Source organism: Reyranella sp. GW821-FHT14A01, from assembly GCF_058803965.1.
In genome coordinates, this window is record NZ_JBXAPM010000011.1 from 147,299 (window position 1) to 167,027 (window position 19,729).

A 19,729-nucleotide genomic window follows, 5' to 3' on the forward strand; every position below is an offset into this window, starting at 1 on the left:
AAATGCGCGTCGACCTTTTCGATTTCGAGCTGCCGGACGATCTGATCGCCCAGCGGCCTGTCTCTCCGCGCGACTCCGCGCGCCTGCTCGACGTCACGGGCGAAGCGCTGCATGACCGCACGGTGCGTTCGCTGCCGGGCCTGCTGCGGCGCGGCGACCTGCTCGTCTTCAACGACACCAAGGTGATCCCCGCGCGCCTCAAGGGAACTCGCCCGGGCAACGGCTTGCGCCAGGACGTTGCCGTCGAGGCGCTACTGATCCGCGATCTCGGCGACCGTCGCTGGCGGTCCTTCATGCGGCCCGGGAAGCGGTTGCGGCCCGGCGACAGGCTGGTCTTCAGGGACCTCGGCGCCACAGTCGAATCGAAGGACGAAGACGGCTCGCTGGTGCTGGAATTCGACCAGGAGGGTCACGCCTTTCTCACACTGCTTGAACAGGAAGGCGCGGTACCCCTCCCTCCCTATATTCGTGGCGGCACCGCCGACGCGCAGGACCGGAAGGACTATCAGACGCTGTTTGCCAAGCACGACGGCTCCGTCGCCGCCCCCACGGCCGGCCTGCATTTCACGCCGGAGCTGATGGCAGCGCTTGCCGACAGCGGCATCACGACGGCGGGCGTCACCCTGCATGTCGGCGCGGGTACCTTCCAGCCGGTGCGGGTCGACGACACCGACGCGCACACGATGCACGCCGAATGGGGCGAAGTCTCCGCCGCCACCGCGCGCGCGGTCGAGGCGACGCGCATCCTGGGCGGCAGGGTCGTGTCGATCGGCACGACCTCGTTGCGGCTGCTCGAATCGGTGGCGCGTCTCCACGATGGCGCGATCAAGCCGTGGAGCGGCGAGACCGACATCTTCATCACGCCGGGCTTCCAGTTCCGGGCGGTCGACCTGCTGCTGACCAATTTCCACCTGCCGCGCTCGACCCTGTTCATGCTGGTCTCGGCCTTCGCCGGACTGGAGCGCATGAAGCAGGCCTATGCCCATGCCATAGAGAAGCGTTACCGCTTCTATTCCTACGGCGATTGTTGTCTGTTGCGCCGATGAGCCTTTCCTACGAATTGCTGGGTACCGACGGCGCGGCCCGCCGCGGCCGGATTTCGACCGCCCACGGCACGATCGAGACGCCGGCCTTCATGCCGGTCGGCACGGCGGGCACGGTGAAGGCGATGCTGCCGCAGTCGGTCGCGGAGACCGGTGCCGAGATCGTGCTGGGCAACACCTTCCACCTGATGCTGCGGCCGGGCGCGGAGCGCGTGGCGGCGCTGGGCGGCCTGCACACGTTCATGAACTGGCCGGGCCCGATCCTGACGGATTCCGGCGGCTTCCAGGTGATGTCGCTCAAGGAGCTGCGCAAGCTCGATCCCGATGGCGTGACTTTCCGATCGCCGAAGGACGGCTCGCAGCATCGCCTGACGCCCGAAAGCTCGATCGAGATCCAGCGTCTGCTCGATGCCGACATCACCATGTCGTTCGACGAATGCACGAGCTGGCCGGTCGAGGAACCTGAGGCCGCCTTCTCGATGCGGCTGTCCATGAAGTGGGCCGCGCGCGGCCGCACGGCCTTCGCCGAGCGCCCGGGCTACGGCCTGTTCGGCATCGTGCAGGGCAGCACCTACCCGGCCCTGCGCGAAGAGAGCGCCAGGGCGCTGATCGACATCGGCTTCGACGGGTACGCGGTCGGCGGCCTCGCCGTCGGCGAGGGCCAGGAACTGATGTTCTCGACGCTCGACTACACCGTGCCGATGCTGCCGGCCGACCGGCCGCGCTACCTGATGGGCGTCGGCCGTCCCGGCGACATCGTGGGCGCGGTGAAGCGCGGCATCGACATGTTCGACTGCGTGATGCCGACTCGTTCGGGCCGCACGGCACAGGCCTTCACGCGGCGCGGCGAACTCAACATGCGCAACGCCCGCCATCGCGACGATCCGCGGCCGATCGACGAGCACTGCGCCTGCCCCGCCTGCAAGCATCACAGCCGCGCCTACCTGCATCACCTCATCCGCGCCGACGAGATCCTCGGCGCGATGCTGCTGACCTGGCACAATCTTCATTATTATCAGGACGTGATGCGCGGCCTGCGCGGCGCCATCGAAAGCAAGACCCTGGACTCCTGGATCGCGTCGTTCGAAAGCGACCAGGCGCGGGGCGACATCCCGCCGATAGAGAACGGAGCGTAACGGATGCCGAACGAGGCGTTGATCGTGGTCGATATGCAGAACGATTTCTGCGAGGGCGGTGCGCTGGCCGTTGCCGGCGCCAACGCCATCGTCCCGCTGGTCAATCGCCTGATCGGCCGCCACGACCATGTCGTGCTGACGCAGGACTGGCACCCGCCCGGCCATGCATCGTTCGCCAGCTCCTGGCAGGACGCGGAGCCCTTCTCCACCGTGCGCTTTCCTTACGGCGACCAGGTCCTGTGGCCGGACCATTGCGTGCAGGGTACGCCGGGCGCCGCCTTCCATCCCGAGCTGGAGATCACCAAGGCGCAGATGATCGTGCGCAAGGGTTTCCACAGCGGTATCGATTCCTATTCGGCGTTCCGCGAGAACGACCGCATGACCCGCACCGGCCTCGACGGCTACCTGAAGGCGCGCGGCTTCACCCGGCTGATCTTCTGCGGCCTGGCGCTCGACTACTGCGTCGCCTGGTCGGCCATCGACGCGCGGCAGGCGGGCTTCGACGTCGCCGTCGTGGTCGAGGCGACCGCCGCCATCGACCTCGACGATAGCCGCAAACGCATGATGAGCGACATGCGCCGCGCGGGGATCAATTTGAACGCGACAGCCTGAGCGCTGCGCCTTCGCGCAGCGCTCTTAAGAAAAGACAGGCTTAAACGCGCTCCAGCGCCAAGGCGATTCCCTGGCCGACGCCGATGCACATGGTGGCGAGCGCGCGCTTGCCGCCGGTGGCCTCGAGCTGGTTGAGAGCGGTGATCATCAGGCGGCCGCCCGAGGCGCCCAGCGGATGGCCGAGCGCGATCGCGCCGCCATTCGGGTTCACGTTCTCGGCGTCGTCGCTCAGGCCCAGCTGGCGCAGCACGGCCAGCGCCTGGGCGGCAAACGCCTCGTTGAGCTCGATCGTGTCGAAGTCGCCGATGGTCATGCCGAGCTTGGCCAGCAGCTTCTGCGTCGCCGGCACCGGGCCGATGCCCATGACGCGCGGCGGCACGCCGGCCGACACGGTGCCCAGGATGCGGGCGCGCGGCGTCAGGCCGTTGGCCCTGGCGGCGGCTTCCGAGGCGATGATCATGGCGCAGGCGCCATCGTTCAGGCCCGACGAGTTGCCGGCCGTCACCGAACCACCGTCGCGGAAGGCGGCCGAGAGCTTGGAGAGCGTTTCCATCGTGGTGTCGCCGCGCGGATGCTCGTCCTTCTCGACGACGATCTCGGTCTTGCCCTTCTTCACGCTGACCTTGATGATTTCCTTCTCGAAGAAGCCGCGATCCTGGGCGGCCTTGCAGCGGCGCTGGCTACGATAGGCGAAGGCGTCCTGGTCGGTGCGGCTGATCTGATGCTCGGTCGCGACGTTCTCGGCGGTCTGGCCCATCGGGTCGACGCCATAGGCCGCCTTCATGCGCGGATTGACGAAGCGCCAGCCCAGCACCGTGTCCTCGAGCTTCATCGAGCGATCAAAGGCACCCTCGGGCTTGCCCATCACGTAGGGCGAGCGGGTCATGCCCTCGACGCCGCCGGCGATCATCAGGTCGGCCTCGCCGAGCTTCACGGCACGGGCAGCATGGCCCGCCGCCTCGAGGCCCGAACCGCAGAGACGGTTCACGGTGGCGCCCGCCACCTCGACCGGCAGGCCGGCGAGAAGCCCCGCCATGCGCGCGACGTTGCGGTTGTCCTCGCCGGCCTGGTTCACGCAGCCATAGATCACGTCGTCGACCGAGCCCCAGTCGACATTGGCGTTGCGCTGCATCAGCGCCTTGATCGGATGGGCGGCGAGATCGTCGACCCTCATGGCGCCCAGGCCACCATTGTAGCGGCCGACGGGGGTGCGGATCGCATCGCAAATGAACGCTTCGGTCATCTTGGGTACTCCCAACTCAGGCAATCGTTCCTGTCGGGTTAGCACCGGCTGCGGGCGGTTGCCAATGGGGCCCCAATGCCCCTGGGGCAGGGGCGCCATGTCTTTGGAGGTATGGCGGATCAGGCTGCGCGGCGGCAGACGGCGTACTGGGCGTAGCCGCGATGCGGCCGCTCGAAGGTGCGGACGTCGATGTCCGCGGGAAGCCGCGCCAGGGCGGCCTCCAGCGCGTCGCGTGGCGTCACATGGAACATCGTCAGCCACTGGCGCAAGCCGCCGCGGAACCAGCGCGGCAGCCGCTCCTGGCCGCCGAAATCGACGAGATGCAGTTCGCCGCCCGGCTGCAGCCAGACGGCGGCCTGGGCGAGCGCCCTCTCCCAGTCCGGGATCATCGACAGCGTGTAGGAGAAGAAGATGCGGGAGAAGCCCGGCACCCCGAACAGCAGCGCCGGATCGAAGTGCGTGGCGTCGGCATGGGCCAGCCGCACGCGGTTACCCAGCCCTTCCCGCTCGACGCGGCGGCGCGCCGTGTCGAGCATCTCCAGCGACAGGTCGATCCCGTACAGCGGCGCGGCGGGATGGCGATGCGCGACCGCGATCAGGTTGCGCGCGGTGCCGCAGCCGATCTCCAGCACGCGGCCGCCCGGCGGCGGCGCGAGTCCCTCGATCAGCCGGTCGCGGCCGAGGAGATAGTATTTGCGGCTGAGATCGTAGATGTGGCGCTGGCGGCGATAGATCCCGTCCAACAGGCCGGCATGATTGCCCGCGGACGCGCTTTCGCCGGAGATTCCCGTCACGGCTTCAGCACGTAGAGATGGAAGCCGCCGTAGATCGCCGACCGGTCGCGCGCGGTGAAGGCGAGCGAAGCGTCGGCCTCGTAGTGCCACTGGTCCAGCAGTTCCGGCGCCACGCGGCCGGGCAACAGCGAAGGCTCGGCGGCCGTGCGGAAGATCACGCGGGCGCCCGGCTTCGCGGTGCGCGTGATCTCGCTCCACAGCGCGTTGAGCTGCGCGTCGGTCATCCAGTCCTGCGCGTCGAGCAGCACATAGCGATCGCGCGAGCCCGCGGGACAGGAGGCGAGATACTCGGTCACCGAGCGGTTCATCACCTCGACCCGCTCGGCGCCGCGCTTCACCGCGGCAAAGTTCTCTTGCCGCAGATAGGGCGGCAACGGCCCGCTGGCGTCGCGTGCATAGCCACGTCCGAAGGCCTGCCAGGCGAAGTAGTTGTCGGACAGGCTGAAGCCGCAGGCCAGCCGCTCGACCCGGTCGCGCAGCACCGCGCCCATGTCGCGGCCCCCGGCCAGCGCTTCATACTGTGCCGGTGGGATGCCGAGCCCGTAGAGCGAGAGGCGGCTCGACGTGGCCCAGCGCACGGCCGGCTTGTCGAACAGCGGCGCCAGCACCGTATCGAAGAAGCGCTGCTGCTCCTCGATCGTGCGCGCGGCGAGAAGCTTGGTGAAGTCGACGCCGTAGGCGCGGGCGGCGACATGCGCCACGCCGATGAAGCGGCCGAGCACGCCGTGGCGATAGGCGTTCTTCGCAAAGATCGAGATGCGGCGGCGGCCGCCGCGGTGCAGGCTGCGGCCTTCCCAATAGGCCCGGCTCTCGGCATCGAGATGCGGCTTGATCTCGCGATCGTAGGCGCGGGGATTGGCGCCCGAGTCGGCAGCGCCGAAGAAGCGGTAGTAGTCCGACCAGGACGGCAGCTTCTGGGCCGCCGTCAGCTTCAGCCGGTTCAGGGCCACATGGGCGCGGCTGAGATCGACGGCGGTGATGCGCGCGGGATCGGCGGTGAGATAGGACAGGATGTTGCAGCCGCCGGACGCGATGGCCACGACATGACAATCAGGCGTCAGCGCCATCGCCTCGAGATCAACCTCGGGATCTTCCCAGATCTGGGCGTAGACGAGGCCACGGAACAGCCGCTCGAACAGCTTTTCCAGCATCCCTTCCCGGGACATGACCTTATGGCGGCGCACCGCCTGCTTCAGGAGCGAATTGCTCTCAGCCCGCGGATGGATCAACCAACGACTCCGGCTCAAACCTTGACCGTCTGAAACTATCCACGGTTGGTGCCAGTTTGATGACGACTGACACAATCGCTTGCGCAACTTGTCCCCCGGTCAGGCTTCATCCGGTGACTTGACGGGATGACAGGTTAGGTAGAAAGGTTGAGCCCATGAGCGCCCAAGGTTTTGCCCTGTTCGACACGCCGATCGGTACCTGCGCCATCGCCTGGAGCGGGCACGGCATCGCGGGCCTGCAGCTTCCCGAGCCGAATCCGGCCGCCACGCGCGCCCGCGTGAAGCGGCGCTGGCCGGGCGTCGTCGAGGCGGAATCCGTGCCGGCCGGTGTGCAACGCGCGCTGGACAGAGTGCAGGCCCTGCTGGCCGGTGACGCGGTCGACCTCGCCGACATCCCTCTCGACCTCGAAACGGCCCCCGAATTCCATCGCAAGGTCTATGAGGTGGCGCGGACCATCCCGCCCGGTCGCACCATGACCTATGGCGAGATCGCCAAGCGCCTCGGCGTGCCGCACGAATCGCGCGAGGTCGGCCAGGCATTGGGCAAGAACCCGATCGCCATCATCGTGCCCTGCCATCGCGTGCTGGGCGCCGACGGCAAGATGGGCGGCTTCTCGGCCAATGGCGGCGTCTCGACCAAGCGGCGCATGCTGGAGATCGAGGGCGCGCCTGAGGTCGGCGCCGGTCCCCTCTTCGCGGCCCGATGACGGGATTTCCCTTCAAGCCCGCGAAGGCCGTCGCACATCTCAAGGCGGCCGATCCGGCGCTGGCCGCGATCATCGAAACGGTCGGCCCGTTCCGCATGCAGCTCAAGGTCTCGCGCAGCCTGTTCGGCTCGCTGGCCGAAGCCATCGTCTATCAGCAGCTCTCCAACAAGGCAGCGGCCACGATCTACGGCCGGGTCGAGGCGCTCTATCCGCGCGCGACCGACGGCTTCACGCCGCGCCACATCCTGAAGACGCCGGACGAACATCTGCGCGGCTGCGGCCTGTCGCGTGCCAAGGTGCTGGCCGTGCAGGACCTTGCGCGCCGCGTCGACAACGGCGAGCTGCCGACGCTCGATGCGGCGCACACGATCGCCGACGCCGAGCTGATCGAGCGCCTGGTGAAGGTCCGCGGCATCGGCCGGTGGAGCGCCGAGATGTTCCTGATGTTTCGCCTGGGTCGCCCCGACATCCTGCCGCTCGACGACTACAGCCTGCGCAAGGCCTATGCGAAGGCGTTCAGGAAGCGCGCGCTGCCGTCGCCGAAAGCGTTGGAGAAAGCCGGCGAGAAGTGGCGCCCCTATCGCACCGTCGCAAGCTGGTATCTGTGGCGCGCGCTGGACCTGCCCTGAAGCGGACACACGCGCAGGCAAGTGTAGTATCGTTCTCCGATGCCGCAACTTGACCGCGCAGCTCCTCTCCGATGATTCCGCTAAATCCAAGACGCTTTGTCTTCGGCCTTCTTGGCCTGCTGTCGATCAATGCGTTCGGCAATACCGCTTCGGCACAGGATCCGGCGGTCGTCCTGCCCGCACTGAGGACGCTCGAGGCAGCGGTCCGCGAGACCGGCCGTGAAACCGGTGATGCGCGGAACCAGGCCAATCAGCTCAGTGCGCTGGCGAGCGCCTACGCTTCGGCGGGCGACAACCCCAGCGCCATTCGCGCGCTGAAGGACGCCGAAACCGAGCGGCTGGCATCGACCCGCGATGCGATCGAGAAGAGGGTCGCCCTGAGCTATTTGTCCTACAGCTACAACAAGTATGGCGACACGGCTTCCGTCCTGCGCCTGGCATCGCAGGATCCGACGGCCTATTGGGCGATTCCCGCGCTGGTGCGCGCTCACGGTAGGGATCGGTTGCTGAGCGAATTGATACAGCCGCAGTCTGTCGTGCCCGAGACCACGCGCGACGCCCTCGCGGCCTTCATCGAGGGCATATTCGAGCGCGACGGTCTGGACGCGGCGATGCAAGCCGCCGACCAACTGCCCAAGATGGTGGCTACCGCCAAGCAAGAAGCCGAGGCAGCAGCGAAGCCTCATAAGGGGCTGGCGGCAATGCTCATGGAACAGGCCTGGCCGATAGCGCCATCATTCGTGTTGGCGACTCTCCTGCAGGCCGGTGTCGCCGTCGACCGCGTCGGCGGGGTCGTGACTTGGGCGCAGCGAGCGAACTGGATCGGACGCGACGCATTCGATCGCGGAATCGCGCTCGCCGTGGAGCGCCTCGAAGAGCAAGGCAATGAAAGCGGTTTCGAAGCGCTTGCGGCTCTGGTCAAGAACGACAAGACGCGCGCGTCGATGCTGGGCTTCACCGCGTTGCGACGTCTCGCGCGCGGGCACGTGGAGAGCGGCGTTCGGGCCGCAGAACTCTTCGTGGCCGACGACACTATGCTGAAGGAAGGATCGAACCTGCCCGCCGGCGATTTCGGCCTTTGCACGAACAAGCGCCGCCCGGGCTTCAGGCTCGACCGCTACTACCAGTACACGTCGCCCGACGATTTCTGCAGCTTCACGCGCACCGATATGGTGACCCTGGCGCTCGGCGGCGCGCTTGCGCGGGCGCACCAGGACGGGTTGGCCAAAGTGATCCTCGACTATTCTTTCCGGCTCGGCCGCGGCCGTGAATCGACCGATCCCCCGCGCGGCACGAGACCCTGCCCGCCCGCATTTCCGACGTACACGCTTTCGGAACATTACATGAAGGCCGGCGCGAAGCAGGCGACGCTCGACTATGTCGAGTATCTTGCCTATTCGTGCCCGATCGAGGGAGGAACGGCCCTGCAGATCGGCCGGATGCTGGCCCTGCTCGATGCACCGTCCTCGGTCTATCGGCTGCTGCAGGCAAAAGCCTTTACCTCGCCCGACGCCGAACAGAGCCTGCGGCTCGGCCTTGCCACGGCATTGACCGAAACGGGCCGCGCCGACGAGTTGGCCGCGCTCCTGCCGACCCTGAAGGATCCAACGGTCGCGCTCTATCAAATACATCTGCACCTTCCCGATCCGGGAAGGGCCGCGACGCGCGACAGGATCGCGGCGGCCCTCAAGGTCGCGTTCCCCCTGCTGCAGGAAACCTACCTCACCGCCGACAAGCCCGAGCATGTCCATGAGCCGCGCTCAGCGGTCTGGCTTCTCAACTATGTACGCGCCGGGTTGGCGGCTGACGTCCTGCCGCTCATCGAACGGCTGATCGATCAGACTGTCGCTGAAATCAACGCGGTCGACCCGGAGGAGGACAAGTCCGGTTACGACGTGGCCAAGGCGGCTGCGCGGCTCGGCCTGCTGTTTCTCGCGCAGCTACAGGCGGATCGACCGGCCGATCCTTCGCCCATCGCAAACCGGATCCGGAACGAACACGCGCGCGACGCTTTCATGGCCCTCGCCGCCGAGGCACTGGCGATGAGCGGCAGGATCGAGGCGGCGCACGCCGCTGCCGCTTCCATCCCTCAGCGCGCATCCGAGTCCGATCTCAGCCATGCGAGGACCCCCTCCCGGTACGGCAGGGAGATAATCGGCGCGACGCTCGCTCGCGCCGGCGATCTACCGAATGCCTACAAGGCATTTGCCACCTATGACGGATCCATAGGCTACCTGATAGTGGCCTTCCGGGACGGCGCTGCGGCCCGGCAGCGCGGGGAATAGGCGCCACTGGAGTGACACGTTTGCTGTGACATAATCCGGTCATGGCCCTGCTCTTTTCCAATACCGTCGACCGTACCCTCGAACGTCTCCGCACCGCCTTCGTCGACACGGCCCGTGGCGCCCGCGAAGCGGTGGGCGCGCCGCTGCGCCCCGATCTTCCCGATGACGACATCCCGCGGCTGAAGAGCCGCATCGACGCCTGCCTCGAAGGCAAGGGCGGCGAGACGGCGCGACGCGGGCGCGCGGCGGAGCTGGGACAGGCCTACCTCTCGCTGTCGGCGGCGGGCCGCAAGAAGTTCTTGCTGACCCTGGCGCGCGACTACGGCCTGCCGCGCGAAGCGGCGATGAAGACCGTCGACAAGTGGCGCGCCGGCAAGGATCCCGCGCGGTCGCTGCGCCGCGAGCTGGAGCCGCCGGCGGTGCGTCTGCTGCGCGAGTTCGTGGGCGTGCCGCAGGGCGTGAAGTTCGTCGTCGACCTGCGCGCCGAGCTGCTGGCGCTGGGCCGCAGCGACGCTTCGGCCAAGGCCTTGAGCGAGGACCTGCGATCACTGCTGGGCGCCTGGTTCGACGTGGCCTTCCTCGACCTAGTGCGCATCGACTGGCGGTCGCCCGCGTCGCTGCTGGAAAAGCTGGTGACCTACGAGGCCGTCCACGCCATCCGCTCGTGGCGTGACCTCAAGAACCGGCTCGATTCGGACCGGCGCTGCTTTGCCTTCTTCCACCCGCGCATGCCCGACGAACCGCTGATCTTCGTCGAGGTGGCGCTGGTCGACGGGATGGCGGGCAACGTCCAGCGCCTGCTCGACGCGCGCGACGAGACGCACGACGCCAAGCGCGCCAATACGGCGATCTTCTACTCGATCTCGAACTGCCAGCAGGGCCTTGCCGGCATCAGCTTCGGCAACTTCCTGATCAAGCGCGTGGCCAACCAGCTTGCGCGCGACCTGCCCAACATCAAGGATTTCGCCACCCTCTCGCCGATCCCCGGCCTGCGCCAGCATGTCGAGCACCGGCTGAAGACCGAAGGCGATGGCGCCCTCACCCAGAGCGAGATCGCCTCGCTGGTCCCCGTGATCGACGAGGCGCGTGGTGCCGCGGCCGTCCTGAAGCTGCTGGCCCGGCCGATCTGGTGGGAGGTGCCGGCGATCGACAAGTCGCTACGCCCGATCCTGACGCGCCTCGCCGCCGTCTACCTCACCGCCACAGACAAAGGCCGCGCGCTCGACCGGGTGGCGCACTTCCATCTCGGGAACGGCGCCATCGTCGAGCGGCTGAACTGGCTGGGCGACACCAGCTCCAATGGCTTCAAGCAGTCCTACGCGATGATGGTGAACTACCGCTACAAGCTCTCCGAGGTCGACGCCAACCACGAGGCCTATTCGAACGGCAAGGTCGTCGCCAGCCGCGAGGTCCGGGCGCAGGCGAAGGGGTAGCGCTGGGCGCGCGCCCCCAGCACGACCTATTTGTTCAGATACTCGAGCTTCAACCCCGGCCGCGGCCAGTCGAAGCTGACGAGCTTGCCGGTCATCGACAGCGTCGCGTAGGCGGTGCGCAGGTCCTTTCCGCCGAAGCAGACGTTGGTGACCATCGCGTCGGGGAATTTGTATTGTGTCACCGACTGGCCGTCGGGCGAGATATCGGAGACGGCGCCGGTGATCAGGGTCGCGACGCAGATATGGCCGGCGGAGTCGACGGCCAGCGAGTCGAACATCTGGTAGCCGCCGAGACCGGTCACCACGCGACCCTTCTCGCCGCGATAGGGGCCGTTGGCATCCTTGATGGTGCCGGGCGAGGAAAGCTCGAAGGCCCAGAGGCGCGCGGTGGGCGTTTCGACGACGTAGAGCGTCTTGCCGTCGGGCGAGAGACCGCAGCCGTTGGGCCGCTCCAGCGGGAACACCTTCTGCTCGATCTTCGAACCGTCGGCCTTGGCGTAGTAGACGGCACCGCGATCGTTGTCGTACTCGCGCGTCTTGCCGAGGTCGGTGAACCAGAAACCGCCGGCATCGTCGAACACCAGGTCGTTCGGCCCGTTCAGCTTGCGACCGTCGCAGCTGTCGTAGAGCGTCTCGAACTTGCCGGTCTCGGGATCGACCACCTGGATCGAGCCGCCTTTGTACGAAGCGGGCTGCGTGCCGGGAAACAGTCGGCCGTCGGGCCGCTCGATCCAGTTGAAGCCGCCATTGTTGGTCACATAGATCTTGCCGCCGGGTCCCATTGCCGCGCCGTTCGGTCCTCCACCCAGCTTGGCGACGATGTGCTGCTTGCCGTCGGGCGTGACGCGGGTCAGCGTCTCGCGCGCGATCTCGACCAGGATGACCGAGCCGTCTTGCATGGCCACCGGGCCTTCGGGGAACTTGAGGCCCGAGGTGATTTCCTTGAACGGCGTCGTCATGGTCGTCTCTCCCGTATTTCTTGTCGTTACTTGCCCTTGAAGGCGGGCTTGCGCTTGGCGAGGAAGGCCGCGACGCCTTCCTTGAAATCCTCGCTCTTGCCCAGCTCGCGCTGGAAGTCGCGCTCGACGTCGAGCTGTTCGGAGAGCGTATTGCCGCTGGCGCGGTTCATCGCCTCCTTGATGCGGGCGAGCGACATCGTCGGCCCGTCGGCCATGCGCCGCGCCAGGTCACCCGCGGTCTTCATGAGATCGGCGTCCTCGACCACGTCCCAGACCAGGCCCCAGTCCTTGGCCTGCTGCGCAGTGATCTGCGGCGCCAGCATCGCCAGCGCCCGCGCCCGCTGCTCGCCCACCAGGCGCGGCAGGAACCACGTGCTGCCGCCATCGGGCAACAGGCCGATGCGCGCGAAGGCCTGCAGGAAGGAGGCGGACTTGCCCGCGACGGCGATGTCGGAGGCCAGCGCGAAGCTCATGCCAACGCCGGCCGCCGGTCCGTTCACCGCCGCCACGATCGGCTTCGGCACGCTGCGCATCAGGCGGATCACCGGATTGAAGAACTTGTCGAGCGCCTCGCCCGAGTCCGACGTGTTGCCGCGGTCGGGATCGGCCAAGTCGGCGCCGGCGCAGAAGCCGCGGCCCGCGCCGGTCAGCAGCACGGCGCGCACCGAGGTGTCGGCGGCAAGTTCTTCCCAGCACTGCTTCAGCTCGCCGATCATCTTACGTGAAACGGCATTCAGCCGATCCGGCGCGTTCAGGGTCAGTGTGGCGAGCCCATCTTCCTTGGCGATCTGGATCTTCTCGTAAGTCATCTGTCTCTCAATCAACGGCCAGTGAAATTGGGGGCGCGCTTGGCGAGGAAGGCCGCGACGCCTTCCTTGAAGTCCTCGCTCTTGCCGAGCTCGCGCTGATGGTCGCGTTCGAGGTCGAGCTGCTGGTCCAGCGTATTCGTGGCCGCCGCATTGATGGCGCCCTTGATCGCGGCATAGGAGCGGGTCGGGCCGGTCGCGAGCCTGGCGGCAATCTTGCCGGCCTCCTCCATCAGCGCGGCATCGTCGACCACCTGCCAGACCATGCCCATGCGCGCGGCTTCCTCGGCCGGCACGGAGCTGCCGAGCATCGCGAGCGCGCGGGCGCGGGCATCGCCCACCGTGTGCGGCAGGAACCAGGTGCCGCCGAGGTCGGGGATCAGCGAGATGCGCACGAAGGCTTGGTCGAAGCGGGCCGAGCGCGCGGCGATCACGATATCGCAGGCGAGCGCCAAGTTGGCGCCGCCGCCCGCCGCCACGCCGTTCACCGCGGCGACGATGGGCTTGGGCAGGTCGCGCATGGCGCGGATCATGGGGTTGAAGATGCGGTCCATGGCGGCACCGACATCGCGCGGGCCCGAGGTCCCCGCATCGCCGGGACCGCCGCCGGCCAGGTCGGCGCCGGCGCAGAAGCCGCGGCCGGTGCCGGTCAGCAGCACGCAGCGCACGGCGGAGTCCTCACGGGCCCGCTTCAGCTCGGCATTCATCGAGTCGATCAGCGCATGGCTCATCGAATTCAGGCGCTGCGGACGGTTGAGCGTCAGGGTCAGCACGCCGCCCTCAAGCGTCGACAGGACGGGTATTTCCGGGTTCGTTTCGGTCATGAACCAAAGACTGGCATGCGTCCCGAGGCCGCGCCATCGGGTCGCGTCGCATCGCGGCATTCGCTACCTTATCCCGGAGCATGGCCACGATCCTGATCCTGGTCGGCACCGAATCGGGCAACGCCCAGATGGTGGCCGACGCGCTGCAGCCCGTGCTGGCGACCGCCGGCCACACCGTCGACGTCACCGACAAGGCCGCGACCGCCGCCGACCTGCAGGCGCACGACGTGCTCCTCGTGGTCTGCGCCACGCACGGCTCGGGTGACATCCCGACCAACATCCTGCCGCTGGTCGAGGCGCTGCACCGCGACAAGCCCGACCTGTCGGGCCACCGCTACGGCGTCATCGCGCTGGGCGACATGACCTACCAGGACACGTTCTGCGGCGGCGGCAAGAAAGTCGACGAGGTGCTGGAACGCTGCGGCGCGAAGAAGGTCGGCGAACGTCTGGAGGTCGACGCCTCCGAGCAACCGCTCCCGGACGAAGAAGCCCTTACCTGGATCGAAGGCTGGAAGACGAAGGTTTGATTTCTAATCCGGCAGCGTGAAGATCTCGACAGGATCGCGGACGCCACGCAATCGGTGCTTGCCCAAGGACTTCATCGGGCGCGGGCAGTCCTCGTTGAATTCGGCGGAAGCGCAGACGCGGACGCCCAAGGCCTTCGTCAAACCTTCGAGCCGTGACGCGCGGTTGACGGCCGAGCCGATGACGGTGAAGTCCAGCCGATCCTCCGTGCCGATATTACCGAAGGTCACCGTGCCGACATGGAGCCCGATGCCGAATTTCATCGGCTCCGCGCCGCCCGTGGCGCGCGCCTCGTTGGCGGCATCGGCATCGGTGATCAGCTGGCGCGCTGCTTCCAGCGCGGCAGCCGTCACCATCGGCATGAACAGCGCATCCTCGGCGGGGAAATAGGCCATCACACCGTCGCCGATGAATTTCAGGATCTCGCCGCCATGCTTGGTCAGCGCGTCGCCGACGAGCTGGAAATAATTGTTCAGCAGCTCCAGCACCTGGTCGGGCGGCAGGCGCTCGTTGAGGCCGGTGAAATCGCGCAGGTCGGAGAACCAGAGCACGGCGCGGATCTCCTCGCCGTCGCCGCGCCGGATCGCGCCGTTCAGGATGCGCTGGCCGACCTGACGACCGAGATAGGTCTCGGTGACGGTGCGGGCGACACTCTCCTCGATGTGCATCTCGGTCACCGAACCCATCATGTCAACGAGGCGGACCAGGTCGTCGATGTCGGCGTCGCTGAAACCGCCCTCGCGGTCGGTCGCGAAAGCCACGACCGGCATCGGCCCGTCACGGCGGATGTGCATCGGCAGGGAGAAATAGTCGGTGCCGCCGCCCTCCCGCACCTCATGCAGGACATCATGGTGCTTCTCGTCCAAACGATCGAGCCGATACCGCACCGAGTTGCCGCTCTCGCGCACTTCCTGGATCGGGCTGCCGAGATAGGCCGGTGTGAACTGCACGCCATAGGCGCGGGCAATGGACTGCACGGACTCGCCGCGCCGCCACAGATAACCCATCGCCTGGAGCTGCGGGTGAACGAGCTGCAGGCCGAAATACATGCGCCAGATCGGCACGCCCGCCTCGAGCACGCGATTCATCAGCTGCTCGATGAAGGCATCCGGCCGCCTGATCAACCGGCCCTCGCGCAACAGCCATTTCGCAACCGGCAGCAGCCGATCCGCTGCCGATGTACCGGTAGCGGGTGCGTCGGTTACGGGTGCCTCGGGGCTCAGGAGCCGCTCACGACGGCGGCGACTTCCTCACCGGAGGTGCGGAAGACGCGGTTGGCCGAGACGTCGGCGATCTTCTCGATATTGTCGGCCACGTCCTCGACCGTCGGCGCACGGCCATCGATGCGCAGACCCTCGGCCTCGCGATATTCGATGCGCGCGAAGCTGCCGGCGCCGGCGCTCCAGATATCGCCGGTGCGCTGGCACTGCTCGCTGCAGAGATAGGCCACCATCGGCGAGACGAACTCGGGCTTCAGCTTGGCGAGAGCTTCCGGCGTCATCAGGCTCTCGGTCATACGCGTCGCGGCGATCGGCGCCAGCGCGTTCATCATGATGTTATACTTCTGGCCCTCAAGCCGCAGCGCGTTCATGAAGCCCACGACCGCGAGCTTGGCGCCGCCATAGTTCGACTGGCCGAAGGTACCGTAGATGCCCGAATTCGACGAGGTCACGACCACACGGCCATAGGCTTTGGCGCGCATGATCGGCCAGGCGGCGTGCGTGACATAGGCGGTGCCGAGGAAGTGGACCTTCACGACGAACTCGAAATCCTCGGTCGTCATGTTGTGGAAGGTCTTGTCGCGCAGGACGCCGGCATTGTTCACCACGATGTCGACCGTGCCGAAGGCATCGACGGCGGTCTTCACGATGTTGGCGGCGGTCGCGGCCTCGGCGACGGAATCGTAATTGGCGACGGCCTGGCCGCCGGCCGCCTTGATCTCGTCGACCACCTTGTCGGCCGCGGCGTGTCCGCCACCCTTGCCGTCGACCGCGCCACCCGGATCGTTCACGACCACCTTGGCGCCGCGGCTGGCCAGCAGGAGCGCGTGCGCGCGGCCGAGCCCGTTGCCCGCGCCAGTGACGATGGCGACACGGTTGTCGAAGCGGATTGTCATCTCATTGTTCTCCTGGGACGCCCGATAAAATGTGTCATCCCGAGCGAAGCGAGGGATCTTTCCCGAACCGGAAGGATTCCTCGCTGCGCTCGGAATGACACGGTTACTCTTTCCTGAGAATCACGACGGAGGCCACGGCCTCTTCCATGCCGATCACGCCGCCGCCATTTTCAGCGAGCGCGACCTTTGCCCCCTGCACCTGCCGGGCGCCGGCCTCGCCGCGCAGCTGCGTGGCAAGCTCGGCCAGCATCGACAGGCCGGTGGCGCCCACCGGATGGCCCTTGGAGACGAGGCCGCCCGACGTGTTGACCGGCAGCTTGCCGCCGGGGCCTGTGGCGCCCGACTCGACGAACTTGCCGCCTTCACCCTCGGGGCAGAAGCGCAGCATTTCGCACTGGTAGATCTCGCAGAAGCTGGTGGCGTCGTGGACCTCGGCGACGTCGATGTCCTCAGGCCCGAGGCCCGCCATCTTGTAGGCCTTGTCGCCGGCCGCGCGCGTCAGGCCCGGCTCGTCGAGGTTACGGTACTTGCCACCGGAGAAGCCGACGCCCGCGATCTTGAGGGCACGGTCCTGCACTTCCTTGGGCTGCTTCTCGAGATACTCCGCCGAGCAGAGCAGCGCCGCCGCCGCGCCGTCGCCGATCGGCGCGCACATGGCGCGGGTCAGCGGGAACGAAACCGGGCGATCTTCCATCACCGACTGCGGCGTCATCTGGAAGCGGTACTGCGCCTTCTCGTTCAGCGCGCCGTAATTGTGGTTCTTGGCGGCGCCGGCGGCGATCTGGGCCTGCGTCGTGCCGTACTTCCACATGTGCCACTTGGCCTGCATGGCATAGGTGTCCATGAAGATGGTGCGGTCGGAGCCGGGCGCGAATTCCGAGCCGACCATCTTGCCGACCCGGTTCATCTCCTCGACCAGCCGGTCGTGCTGGCTGGTAATGTAACCCTGGTTGAAGAGTCCCGCCGTGCGCTCCGGCGCCTCCGGGCTGAACAGCTTCTCGACGCCGAGGCAAAAGGACAGCTCGTGCGTGCCGGCCAGCACGTCCTTCCACGCGCCCATGAACGCGGTCGAGGCGGTGGCGCAGGCATTCTCGACGTTGAACATCGGCACCCGCTCGGGAAACAGCCCCTCCTCGACCAGCGGCTGGAACAGCGCCTGGCCGCGGATCGAGTTCTGGCCCCAGAATCCCATGCCGCAATTGCCCAGCCAGCCGGTCTCGATGTCCGTGCCCTTGTTCATGCCGGCGTCGGCCAGGGTACCCATATAGGCCTCGCGGGCGAGGTCGCCGAAGCTGAGGCCCGGGTGCTTCTTGAAGACGGTCGTGTAGGCGCCGATCACGTAGACGTCGCGCATGGTTTCCCCCTTCACGCTGTTGGGCCGCACTTAACGCCCTGGCGCGAGGAGAGACAAGATGGGAGCGCGACCGCTCGATGAAACGGGGAAAAGCTGATGGGGCCAGATGCAGCCCCAGAGAAAAAACCGCGAGTCAGCTCACCCCGATCTTCGCATGTGCACGCCCACCGGCGGCAAGCGCCACGATCACCACGATCTCATTCGGTCCGGGGGCCCCGGCGACCATCACTTCGATCGAATCGAGCAGCGCGAAATCCCACTCATTGTCCTTGCCGTGCAGCGGCACATCGATGACCGCGCCCGGGCCGGCCAGGCGGACGCTGGACGGTATCAGCGCCTTGCCGCCGCCCAGCAGCGCACGCAATGGCTTGCCGAGCCGGGGATGCAGGATCGCGGCGCCCATCTCGCGCGTGAGCGATGCGCCGACGATGGCGCTCTTGCCGTAGGCCGTGGCGGGAGTGCCCAGCATGTCGATCGCTCGGCGCCCGAGCTCGTCGCCGAGCCTCTCACCCAGCGCGATCAGCGGTTCCAGGTCTTCTCCGGGAAGTGCGACGGGCACGACGGCCGCCGCCCAGGCGCGACGCGCGGTACCATCGGCAAGCACATCGGCCTGCGCGACATACCGGATCGGGGCGGGTTCGGTCATGGGGCAGCCTCCAGCTTCGGCGATGGCAGGATACCCCGCGCTTCTTCGTAGGCCGCGGCAGCGCGCAGCACCAGCGCATCGGCATAGCGGCGGGCGACCAGTTGCAGGCCGAAGGGCATGCCCGACGCGGTCAGGCCGACCGGCACGCTGATCGCGGGCTGCATGGTCTGGTTGCACCATGACGTGAAGCGCGGCGCCTCGCGCAGCGATTCCGGCAGGCCGGGGACCGGCGGCGCCTCGACGTGGAAGGTCGGGCAGAGCAACAGGTCGTAGTCGCCGAGGAAGGCGTGCATGCCGCGGCCCAGCGTCTCGCGCGCCGCCAACGCCGACGCAAGCGCCGAGGCGGGAAGCTGATCACCGATCTCGGCCAGGGCGCGGGTGTCGGGGTCGACCAGTGCGCGCTGCTCCGGCGTAAATCCACGCAGCAGGTGGGAGAGATTCACGATCCATTGCACCGAATGCAGGCGGCTTTCGACGTAACCCTGCAGCGGCGGCACCTGCTCCACCGTCTCGACGATGGCGCCCAGCTCGCCGAACACCCGCGACGCCCGGGCCACGCCGGCCGCGATATCGGGCTGCACCTCGGCAATGCCGAGCGCCGGACTGTAGGCGATCCGCAGGCCGCGCACGCCCTTGACCAGCTCTGCCATCCAGTCGCGATCCTCGTGGGGCGTCGCCTGCCAGTCGCCGGCGAACGGCTGGGCCATCACCTGGAACAGGAGCGCGGCATCGCCGACGCTGCGCGCGATGGGGCCGATGTTGGAGAGCGAGCCGAAGCCTTCGAGGGCGAAGGTCGGCACACGCTTGTAGGACGGCTTGAACCCCACCACGCCGCACCAGTTCGACGGGATGCGCACCGATCCGCCGCCGTCGCTGGCAATGGCGACCGGGCCCAGGCCGCAGGCTACCGCGACCGCCGAACCGCCGCTCGAGCCGCCCGAGGTGCGGTCGCGGTTCCACGCATTGCGCGTGACACCACACAAGGGCGACTCGGTCACGATCTTGTTGCCGAACTCCGAGGTCGTAGCCTTGGCGAAGAGGATCGCGCCCGCCTCGCGGCAGCGCGCGACCGGCGGCGCATCGATGCGCGGCAGGGCGTCGGAGGCAATTGCATGCGAACCGAGCCGGGTCGGCATGTCGCGCGTCGTCGTCAGGTCCTTCACCGTGACCGGAACGCCATCGAGCGGCCCGAGCGGCCGACCGGCCCGCCAGCGCGCCTCCGATTCTCTGGCGGCGGCGAGCGCACCCGCCTCGTCGATGGCCGCCAGCGGATTGAGCACCGGCTGCACCGCCTGCGCACGCGCCAGCACTGCGCGCATGGTCTCCACGGGCGAGAAGCGGCCGGCGCGAAACCCTTCGGTCAGCGCCGCGACACCGAGATCGAGCAT

Annotated in this window: 19 protein-coding genes; 8 read left to right on the forward strand and 11 right to left on the reverse strand. The window is 67.6% G+C overall.

Annotation, left to right across the window (positions count from 1 at the left end; translation table 11 throughout):
• The first annotated feature begins 2 nt into the window (after positions 1–2).
• Genes queA through pncA form a run of 3 tightly spaced genes read left to right on the forward strand, consistent with a single transcriptional unit; the run spans position 3 to position 2,791 of the window.
• On the forward strand, positions 3–1,046 hold the full coding sequence (gene queA, locus AC1ROX_RS20395) for a tRNA preQ1(34) S-adenosylmethionine ribosyltransferase-isomerase QueA (protein WP_493128493.1): 1,044 nt from the start codon (positions 3–5) through the stop codon (positions 1,044–1,046).
• Positions 1,043–2,179, forward strand: coding sequence for a tRNA guanosine(34) transglycosylase Tgt (gene tgt / locus AC1ROX_RS20400; protein ID WP_493128495.1), 1,137 nt, complete (start codon positions 1,043–1,045; stop codon positions 2,177–2,179). Before queA ends, tgt begins: the two co-directional genes overlap by 4 nt.
• A gap of 3 nt (positions 2,180–2,182) precedes the next feature.
• The gene (gene pncA, locus AC1ROX_RS20405; protein ID WP_493128497.1) at positions 2,183–2,791 is read left to right on the forward strand and encodes a bifunctional nicotinamidase/pyrazinamidase; all 609 of its coding nucleotides are present in this window, start codon (positions 2,183–2,185) and stop codon (positions 2,789–2,791) included.
• A 40-nt stretch (positions 2,792–2,831) separates the two neighbouring features.
• Here the strand turns inward: pncA and pcaF are convergent, their stop codons facing one another.
• From pcaF to AC1ROX_RS20420, 3 genes are all read right to left on the reverse strand, one after another.
• Positions 2,832–4,034: a 3-oxoadipyl-CoA thiolase gene (gene pcaF / locus AC1ROX_RS20410; RefSeq protein WP_493128499.1), complete on the reverse strand. Its 1,203-nt coding sequence runs from the start codon at positions 4,032–4,034 to the stop codon at positions 2,832–2,834.
• A 119-nt stretch (positions 4,035–4,153) separates the two neighbouring features.
• Positions 4,154–4,828 carry a class I SAM-dependent methyltransferase gene (locus tag AC1ROX_RS20415; RefSeq protein ID WP_493128501.1) on the reverse strand — a complete coding sequence of 225 codons (675 nt, stop codon included), beginning with the start codon at positions 4,826–4,828 and terminating at the stop codon, positions 4,154–4,156.
• Complete coding sequence (locus AC1ROX_RS20420; RefSeq protein WP_493128765.1) at positions 4,825–6,054, reverse strand: BtaA family protein; 1,230 nt, start codon at positions 6,052–6,054, stop codon at positions 4,825–4,827. Before AC1ROX_RS20420 ends, AC1ROX_RS20415 begins: the two co-directional genes overlap by 4 nt.
• Before the next feature lie 158 nt (positions 6,055–6,212).
• On the opposite strand from AC1ROX_RS20420, the gene AC1ROX_RS20425 reads away from it, so the two are divergent.
• The 4 genes from AC1ROX_RS20425 (at position 6,213) to AC1ROX_RS20440 (ending at position 11,111) form a co-directional block, all read left to right on the forward strand.
• Complete coding sequence (locus tag AC1ROX_RS20425) at positions 6,213–6,764, forward strand: methylated-DNA--[protein]-cysteine S-methyltransferase (RefSeq protein ID WP_493128503.1); 552 nt, start codon at positions 6,213–6,215, stop codon at positions 6,762–6,764.
• Positions 6,761–7,393, forward strand: coding sequence for a DNA-3-methyladenine glycosylase family protein (locus AC1ROX_RS20430; protein WP_493128505.1), 633 nt, complete (start codon positions 6,761–6,763; stop codon positions 7,391–7,393). The genes AC1ROX_RS20425 and AC1ROX_RS20430 overlap by 4 nt, the downstream gene beginning before the upstream one ends.
• 71 nt (positions 7,394–7,464) lie before the next feature.
• On the forward strand, positions 7,465–9,678 hold the full coding sequence (locus AC1ROX_RS20435; RefSeq protein ID WP_493128507.1) for a hypothetical protein: 2,214 nt from the start codon (positions 7,465–7,467) through the stop codon (positions 9,676–9,678).
• Between the two features lie 41 nt (positions 9,679–9,719).
• Positions 9,720–11,111, forward strand: a complete 1,392-nt coding sequence (locus tag AC1ROX_RS20440; protein ID WP_493128509.1) for a malonyl-CoA decarboxylase domain-containing protein — start codon at positions 9,720–9,722, stop codon at positions 11,109–11,111.
• A gap of 26 nt (positions 11,112–11,137) precedes the next feature.
• Here the strand turns inward: AC1ROX_RS20440 and AC1ROX_RS20445 are convergent, their stop codons facing one another.
• Genes AC1ROX_RS20445 through paaG form a run of 3 tightly spaced genes read right to left on the reverse strand, consistent with a single transcriptional unit; the run spans position 11,138 to position 13,700 of the window.
• On the reverse strand, positions 11,138–12,070 hold the full coding sequence (locus tag AC1ROX_RS20445; RefSeq protein ID WP_493128511.1) for an SMP-30/gluconolactonase/LRE family protein: 933 nt from the start codon (positions 12,068–12,070) through the stop codon (positions 11,138–11,140).
• A gap of 26 nt (positions 12,071–12,096) precedes the next feature.
• Positions 12,097–12,879: an enoyl-CoA hydratase-related protein gene (locus tag AC1ROX_RS20450; protein ID WP_493128513.1), complete on the reverse strand. Its 783-nt coding sequence runs from the start codon at positions 12,877–12,879 to the stop codon at positions 12,097–12,099.
• Between the two features lie 11 nt (positions 12,880–12,890).
• Positions 12,891–13,700 (reverse strand): 2-(1,2-epoxy-1,2-dihydrophenyl)acetyl-CoA isomerase PaaG, encoded by an 810-nt coding sequence (gene paaG / locus AC1ROX_RS20455; RefSeq protein WP_493128515.1) that lies wholly within the window; start codon positions 13,698–13,700, stop codon positions 12,891–12,893.
• An 80-nt stretch (positions 13,701–13,780) separates the two neighbouring features.
• Here paaG and AC1ROX_RS20460 point away from each other — a divergent pair, with 80 nt between their 5' ends.
• Complete coding sequence (locus AC1ROX_RS20460) at positions 13,781–14,227, forward strand: flavodoxin domain-containing protein (protein ID WP_493128517.1); 447 nt, start codon at positions 13,781–13,783, stop codon at positions 14,225–14,227.
• 3 nt (positions 14,228–14,230) lie between these two features.
• Here the strand turns inward: AC1ROX_RS20460 and AC1ROX_RS20465 are convergent, their stop codons facing one another.
• From AC1ROX_RS20465 to AC1ROX_RS20485, 5 genes are all read right to left on the reverse strand, one after another.
• A complete protein-coding gene (locus tag AC1ROX_RS20465) occupies positions 14,231–15,349 on the reverse strand; it encodes an adenylate/guanylate cyclase domain-containing protein (protein ID WP_493128519.1) in 1,119 nt (372 codons plus the stop codon).
• Positions 15,350–15,444: 95 nt separating this feature from the next.
• Entirely contained in the window at positions 15,445–16,341 is an 897-nt protein-coding gene (locus AC1ROX_RS20470) for an SDR family NAD(P)-dependent oxidoreductase (protein ID WP_493128521.1), read from the reverse strand.
• Positions 16,342–16,444: 103 nt separating this feature from the next.
• Positions 16,445–17,695 (reverse strand): thiolase family protein, encoded by a 1,251-nt coding sequence (locus AC1ROX_RS20475; RefSeq protein WP_493128523.1) that lies wholly within the window; start codon positions 17,693–17,695, stop codon positions 16,445–16,447.
• A gap of 133 nt (positions 17,696–17,828) precedes the next feature.
• A complete protein-coding gene (locus tag AC1ROX_RS20480; protein ID WP_493128525.1) occupies positions 17,829–18,341 on the reverse strand; it encodes an amino acid synthesis family protein in 513 nt (170 codons plus the stop codon).
• Positions 18,338–19,729 carry an amidase family protein gene (locus AC1ROX_RS20485; RefSeq protein ID WP_493128527.1) on the reverse strand — a complete coding sequence of 464 codons (1,392 nt, stop codon included), beginning with the start codon at positions 19,727–19,729 and terminating at the stop codon, positions 18,338–18,340. Before AC1ROX_RS20485 ends, AC1ROX_RS20480 begins: the two co-directional genes overlap by 4 nt.

Coding starts and splice junctions, on each gene's coding strand:
- pcaF (WP_493128499.1), bottom strand. CDS start 4,034: ATGACCGAAGCGTTCATTTGCGATGCGATCCGCACCCCCGTCGGCCGC.
- AC1ROX_RS20450 (WP_493128513.1), bottom strand. CDS start 12,879: ATGACTTACGAGAAGATCCAGATCGCCAAGGAAGATGGGCTCGCCACA.
- tgt (WP_493128495.1), top strand. CDS start 1,043: ATGAGCCTTTCCTACGAATTGCTGGGTACCGACGGCGCGGCCCGCCGC.
- AC1ROX_RS20430 (WP_493128505.1), top strand. CDS start 6,761: ATGACGGGATTTCCCTTCAAGCCCGCGAAGGCCGTCGCACATCTCAAG.
- paaG (WP_493128515.1), bottom strand. CDS start 13,700: ATGACCGAAACGAACCCGGAAATACCCGTCCTGTCGACGCTTGAGGGC.
- AC1ROX_RS20425 (WP_493128503.1), top strand. CDS start 6,213: ATGAGCGCCCAAGGTTTTGCCCTGTTCGACACGCCGATCGGTACCTGC.
- AC1ROX_RS20480 (WP_493128525.1), bottom strand. CDS start 18,341: ATGACCGAACCCGCCCCGATCCGGTATGTCGCGCAGGCCGATGTGCTT.
- AC1ROX_RS20485 (WP_493128527.1), bottom strand. CDS start 19,729: ATGCTCGATCTCGGTGTCGCGGCGCTGACCGAAGGGTTTCGCGCCGGC.
- AC1ROX_RS20440 (WP_493128509.1), top strand. CDS start 9,720: ATGGCCCTGCTCTTTTCCAATACCGTCGACCGTACCCTCGAACGTCTC.
- AC1ROX_RS20460 (WP_493128517.1), top strand. CDS start 13,781: ATGGCCACGATCCTGATCCTGGTCGGCACCGAATCGGGCAACGCCCAG.
- pncA (WP_493128497.1), top strand. CDS start 2,183: ATGCCGAACGAGGCGTTGATCGTGGTCGATATGCAGAACGATTTCTGC.
- AC1ROX_RS20470 (WP_493128521.1), bottom strand. CDS start 16,341: ATGACAATCCGCTTCGACAACCGTGTCGCCATCGTCACTGGCGCGGGC.
- AC1ROX_RS20445 (WP_493128511.1), bottom strand. CDS start 12,070: ATGACGACGCCGTTCAAGGAAATCACCTCGGGCCTCAAGTTCCCCGAA.
- queA (WP_493128493.1), top strand. CDS start 3: ATGCGCGTCGACCTTTTCGATTTCGAGCTGCCGGACGATCTGATCGCC.
- AC1ROX_RS20435 (WP_493128507.1), top strand. CDS start 7,465: ATGATTCCGCTAAATCCAAGACGCTTTGTCTTCGGCCTTCTTGGCCTG.
- AC1ROX_RS20475 (WP_493128523.1), bottom strand. CDS start 17,695: ATGCGCGACGTCTACGTGATCGGCGCCTACACGACCGTCTTCAAGAAG.